The sequence below is a fragment of the Teichococcus aerofrigidensis genome (genome assembly GCF_054073225.1).
The window spans coordinates 1-4,886 of sequence record NZ_JBSXMU010000176.1; the positions used below are offsets into that span (position 1 = coordinate 1).

7 protein-coding genes are annotated in these 4,886 nt (G+C 59.9%); 5 read left to right on the forward strand and 2 right to left on the reverse strand.

All coding sequences use genetic code 11. The annotated features are described in order from the left end of the window. Positions 1-403 precede the first annotated feature (403 nt). The gene (gene rpiA / locus ACVMLK_RS19760; RefSeq protein WP_024350810.1) at positions 404-1,105 is read right to left on the reverse strand and encodes a ribose-5-phosphate isomerase RpiA; all 702 of its coding nucleotides are present in this window, start codon (positions 1,103-1,105) and stop codon (positions 404-406) included. Between the two features lie 257 nt (positions 1,106-1,362). On the opposite strand from rpiA, the gene gap reads away from it, so the two are divergent. The 5 genes from gap (at position 1,363) to ACVMLK_RS19785 (ending at position 4,353) form a co-directional block, all read left to right on the forward strand. Then, entirely contained in the window at positions 1,363-2,370 is a 1,008-nt protein-coding gene (gene gap / locus ACVMLK_RS19765; protein WP_024350811.1) for a type I glyceraldehyde-3-phosphate dehydrogenase, read from the forward strand. Between the two features lie 141 nt (positions 2,371-2,511). Beyond that, entirely contained in the window at positions 2,512-2,733 is a 222-nt protein-coding gene (locus tag ACVMLK_RS19770; protein ID WP_024350812.1) for a hypothetical protein, read from the forward strand. Positions 2,734-2,825: 92 nt separating this feature from the next. Continuing rightward, on the forward strand, positions 2,826-3,335 hold the full coding sequence (locus tag ACVMLK_RS19775) for a MarR family winged helix-turn-helix transcriptional regulator (protein WP_024350813.1): 510 nt from the start codon (positions 2,826-2,828) through the stop codon (positions 3,333-3,335). Between the two features lie 35 nt (positions 3,336-3,370). After that, positions 3,371-3,877, forward strand: a complete 507-nt coding sequence (locus tag ACVMLK_RS19780) for a YkgB family protein (protein ID WP_024350814.1) — start codon at positions 3,371-3,373, stop codon at positions 3,875-3,877. A gap of 11 nt (positions 3,878-3,888) precedes the next feature. Beyond that, the gene (locus tag ACVMLK_RS19785; protein ID WP_070154329.1) at positions 3,889-4,353 is read left to right on the forward strand and encodes a DUF6314 family protein; all 465 of its coding nucleotides are present in this window, start codon (positions 3,889-3,891) and stop codon (positions 4,351-4,353) included. Here the strand turns inward: ACVMLK_RS19785 and ACVMLK_RS19790 are convergent. Next, positions 4,333-4,827: a YeeE/YedE thiosulfate transporter family protein gene (locus ACVMLK_RS19790; protein WP_457487388.1), complete on the reverse strand. Its 495-nt coding sequence runs from the start codon at positions 4,825-4,827 to the stop codon at positions 4,333-4,335. The two genes, ACVMLK_RS19785 and ACVMLK_RS19790, sit on opposite strands and share 21 nt — an antisense overlap. Positions 4,828-4,886 lie beyond the last annotated feature (59 nt).

Genomic DNA, 4,886 nt, shown 5'->3' on the forward strand with positions numbered 1-4,886 from the left:
CTACCCAGGTTCACCGCGGTGACCGCCTCCTACACCACGACCAGGGACACGACCCGCGATGAACTAGCGCGAACGATGTCGTCGCTGATCATGAGTGCGAACGCCCCGAAGATATTTCGATCTCGAGGTCCATCCATTGCCCCATCTATATGTGCGCGAAGCATAGACAGCAAGCCATACCCCTGCGGCGCCGGGGGATTCTGGCAAGCCGAAAGGTGCGCCTTTACAGTGGCTTAGGATATGCTGCGGATGGCGCGGACGATTGGAATACAGGACTTCGATCGTCGGGACACACAAAATGGCGATACCTGGCGGCTATAGATCGGGGTGGGCTGTCGTGATTTTGGCTGCCCGACGGCCGAATCACATCACGCCTGCGCCAGGTGCCACCCCTCGTCGGCACCTAACGGAGGGATCCGGGGGCTTGCTCTCTGAGATGCACCTCGACCGTCTCACCGCGTCCGACCACCACAGTGTCAATCTCGCTGAGAAACAAGCCGTGCTCCATTACGCCGGGGATGGCATCGATCGCTCCGGCGATCTCGATCGGCCTAAGGGCCTTGCCGAAGGCTGCATCCAAGATGTGATTGCTCTGGTCTGTGATGAATGGTTCTCCGCCGACCGAGCGAAGCGTCACACTGGCTCCGAGGTTGGCAAGATGCGTTCGAACGAACTCGCTCGCGAAGGGCACGACTTCGACCGCCAAAGGAAACCCGCCGAGTCGTTGAACGACTTTGCTAGCGTCTACGATCACGATCATCCGGCTAGAAGCGGCGGCCACGACCTTCTCTCGGAGCAAGGCGCCGCCGCCGCCTTTGATCGCCTGAAAGTGGCAGTCGATCTCGTCAGCGCCGTCGATCGTGAGGTCTATCGAACTGAACTGCTCAAAAGGAACGAGCGGCACCGCGAGACGACGAGCCAACATTTCGGTCGCTCGGGAGGTGGCGACAGCGGTGATGCGAAGGCCCTGCCGAATGCGGTCGCTCAGGCTCTTAATGGCATAGGCTGTTGTGCTTCCGGTCCCAAGGCCAACGAACATGCCGTCTTCGATCTCGTCGACTGCTCTAGCCGCAGCCAGCCTCCTCTCTTCTTCTTGGGTAAACATCAACGCCACTTCATCTCGCCGGTATGCGTGCCTTCACCAGGTCGATTGTGAAACCGGGCGGCGCAAACCTAATCCTCCATGCCGACATTGCCTCGTTGACCTGCAGCCAACAGACGGATAGGTCTATGCGTGGCGCATACATAATGAGGATGGTCTGATCGGCAAGCTTTCGCTGCTGGAGACGACCACCGCGTGCCAGGCGGCACTGAGCGAAGTGCGTATGCCGTAGCCAGTTCGGCGAACCAGGGGACACAGGCATGACGGTCAAGGTCGCAATCAACGGTTTCGGTCGGATCGGACGACTGGCCTTACGGTCGATCGTCGAACTACGGCGTGATGACATCGAGGTGGTTGCGATCAACGACCTCGGGCCGGTTGCTACGTTGGCGCACCTCCTGAAGTACGATTCAGTTCACGGCCCCTTTCAAGGATCGATAGCCACCGGCGAAGACTGGATCGACATCGGGTCCGGTAAAATCAAAGTGTTTTCGGAGCGCGATCCATCAAAGCTTCCGCATAACGAGCTTGGAGTCGACGTGGCGCTCGAATGCACGGGTTTGTTCACCTCCAAGGAGAAGGCTGAATCGCACATCCGTGCAGGAGCAAAGCGCGTGCTCGTCTCCGCGCCCAGCGAGGGCGCAGACAAGACGATCGTCTTCAAGGTCAATCACGAAACGCTGACAACCGAAGATGTCGTCGTATCGAATGGCTCATGCACCACGAATGTCCTCGCGCCCGTCGCGAAGATACTGAACGATCTATGTGGCATTGAGCGGGGCTACATGACCACGGTTCACGCCTATACCGGTGACCAACCGACGCTGGATACGGTGCATAAGGATCTCTACCGCGCACGGGCAGCCGCGCTGTCGATGATCCCAACCTCGACCGGAGCCGCGAACGCAATCGGACGCGTGCTGCCAGAACTGAAAGGCAAGCTCCATGGCTCGTCAATCCGCGTGCCAACGCCGAACGTATCGGTCGTCGATCTCGCTATTTCCGCATCCCGGGAGGTGACGATCGACGAAGTGAACGACGCCATTCGTCAGGCTGCGAGTGGTCCGATGAGTGGGGTGCTCGCATTCACGACAGAGCCTCTGGTGTCTGTGGATCTGACCCACCGGACCGAATCCTCGATCGTCGCGCTCCCCCAGACCGATGTCGTCGATGGCCGGATGGTTCGCGTGCTTGCTTGGTACGACAACGAGTGGAGCTTCGCGACACGCATGGCGGATGTCGCCGTGGTGATGGCGAAGCTCATCTAGCGGATCGGTTGCGGGAAAGGTCGTATCTTGGCGACAGGATGCGTTCGCGAAACGGAGGCATTAAACATGAATGGGCCACTAGCACGTGCAGCGAGAGCGCTCATTCAGTGGCCGCGATCACATGTCGCCAAGATCGCAGGCTTGGAGGAAGAGGCGCTAGCTCAATTCGAAGCCGGCGCCAGCGTGTTTGCAGCCTCGGATTTGACGCGGCTGCGGGACGCGCTCGAACGCGGCGGCGCGGTTTTCATCAGCGAGGACAATAGCGGAGGGCTCGGCGTAAGGCTCAAGTTCAACGCCAAGGATGTGCGTGCGATCAATCGGATGGAGGGCGAAGGTGGGCCGGTAGGCACCGACGACGTCTAAGCCTTCCAGCGAACGCTTGTACTCCGGCACGAGGCTCGACACCGGCCCACAGATATTGTATGCGCGACGCATATATTGCGTGAGTCGCGGCGATGGATGACCCCTCGGATCGCTTGATCAACATCTTTGGCGCGCTGTCTCAAGCGGTGTCTGACCGCGTGCGCTTGGCGATCGCTGAAGCATTCAATGCGGGGGGCGAGACGGCCGCGGCTTTGATCGCGATCGGTCACGCGCCAGGAATGTCGATCGGCCAGGTACGGCAAACTCTCCGGCTTTCGCATGCAGGTGCAGTTCGCGTCGTCGAGAGGCTAGGCGAGCAAGGCCTGGTGGCGAAATCGCCGTCGCCCTCTGACCGCCGGGTAGTTCATGTCTCGCTGACCTCGCGTGGTCAGGTGGAGCGGACCAAGCTGCTAGGTCTGCGGAACGCGGCGGTGTCCGAGCTGCTGAGCAAAGTGTCGGCTGACGATCGCGTCGTGCTGGAGCGGGCCGCGGACAACATCCTGTCGTCGCTGTTCTCGGACCTCCACGGCGGCTTGGCAATCTGTCGTCTGTGCGATCAGGCCCGGTGTGCCGATTGCCCAGTCGGCCACCATCGTCCGTGACGCCCTGACGATCATCCCCTTTTGAGGAGTTCGATATGAGTATTTTCGATCGGTATGAATTGCTTGTGCCCGAGCGCAGTCGGAAGGAACTGGCGCTGTTGAGATGGGCGCTCGTGATCGTTTTCTCTTGGTTCGGCGCGATGAAATTCACGGCTTACGAGGCCGATGGCATCGCCCCTTTCATCGGCCATAGTCCGATCATGAGTTGGCTGGGTATGTTCGGGGTACAGGGCCAAAGTTACTTTGTCGGCGTCATCGAGCTGTCGACCGCAGTCGTGCTGGCCTTAGGGGCTTTCCGCCCATCCTTCTCAGCGCTTGGCGCGCTTATGTCGGCGGCGACCTACTTCATCACCCTGACCTTCTTTTTTACGACGCCTGGGGTCGGGGAGCCAACTGCCGGAGGCTTTCCTGCGATATCCGCCGCTCCTGGCCAGTTTTTGCTGAAGGACGCAGTTTTGCTTGCGGCATCACTTGTGCTGCTGTTTGCGTCGGTCCAACCCAAAAATGAGCGCCTTGGGCCGATGACCATCGATCGGTCGTGAACATAGGCACGATGGTCTTGGACACGCTCCGTGGAGAGTGGGCGCTTCGTCGCAACGTCGATCCGACGGGCGAACAACTGATTGGCGACGCGGATTTCGCTTCGACAGGTGAATCCGCGCTCACCTATCGAGAAAGCGGGATACTTCGGCTTCGGGATGGCCGCGAACTCTCAGCGTCTCGGCAATATCGGTACTGCGCGGTCGGCCACCGAGTAGACGTTCAGTTCGCAGACGGACCGAACACCGGGAAGCTGTTTCTCAACCTTGCATTCTCGCGCAAGAATTGGGGGTACGAGGCAACAGACACCCACTTCTGCGGTGACGACGCCTATCACGCTTTTTACCGAATTCTCGACGCAGGATCTTTCGAGACAGTTATCAGGGTCATTGGTCCACGAAAGGCGTACGACCTGCGGAGCCGGTACTCAAAGGTGTCACGAACGACGCCGGACCGTCTACTTTTTCCCCTGGCCTGACGCGCCGTTCCTGGCCAGTCTGTCACGCGCTTCGAATCCGAAAACGATCGTGGTCGTCATCACGAGGTAGGCGACTATGCCGCCCGGAGAAAGCGTAGGCATTGCGGCAAGGATTAAAGCGTCGTTGCCACCGGGTATCAGGCCGATGCCTATTCCCATCAACGCGCCGCCGGCGATCGACCGCAGGATGCCGGCGGCCGTCGGCCGCTGGAAACGCAAGCGACCCTGGCGCACGGATGCCGTGATGGCTCCCGCAACTGAGGCAATGACCGCAACCAGTGCGACCTCGCCTGTTGGCGACATTCGAAGAGGAAGGCCGCGTTGGATAAGGTCAGCGAATGTCCATGCTGGCGAAAGCGCGTAGAGAAGCCCACCAGTGATACCGAGGCCGATCATTGAAGCGCCAAATGCCCAGCTCTGCCTTCTTCGCGGTGGGGTCTTCCGCGATACGAAGATCACCGCCAGCGCGAGCACGACGGCTAAGTGCCCGTTTGAGAATGGTCATGGATGGGCGATGCGCCTGATGAGGAGCG

What these genes read in the sequence shown, in the direction of transcription:
- rpiA (WP_024350810.1), bottom strand. Translation starts at nt 1,105, where the DNA reads ATGTTTACCCAAGAAGAAGAGAGGAGGCTGGCTGCGGCTAGAGCAGTC.
- ACVMLK_RS19775 (WP_024350813.1), top strand. Translation starts at nt 2,826, where the DNA reads ATGGATGACCCCTCGGATCGCTTGATCAACATCTTTGGCGCGCTGTCT.
- ACVMLK_RS19785 (WP_070154329.1), top strand. Translation starts at nt 3,889, where the DNA reads ATGGTCTTGGACACGCTCCGTGGAGAGTGGGCGCTTCGTCGCAACGTC.
- gap (WP_024350811.1), top strand. Translation starts at nt 1,363, where the DNA reads ATGACGGTCAAGGTCGCAATCAACGGTTTCGGTCGGATCGGACGACTG.
- ACVMLK_RS19780 (WP_024350814.1), top strand. Translation starts at nt 3,371, where the DNA reads ATGAGTATTTTCGATCGGTATGAATTGCTTGTGCCCGAGCGCAGTCGG.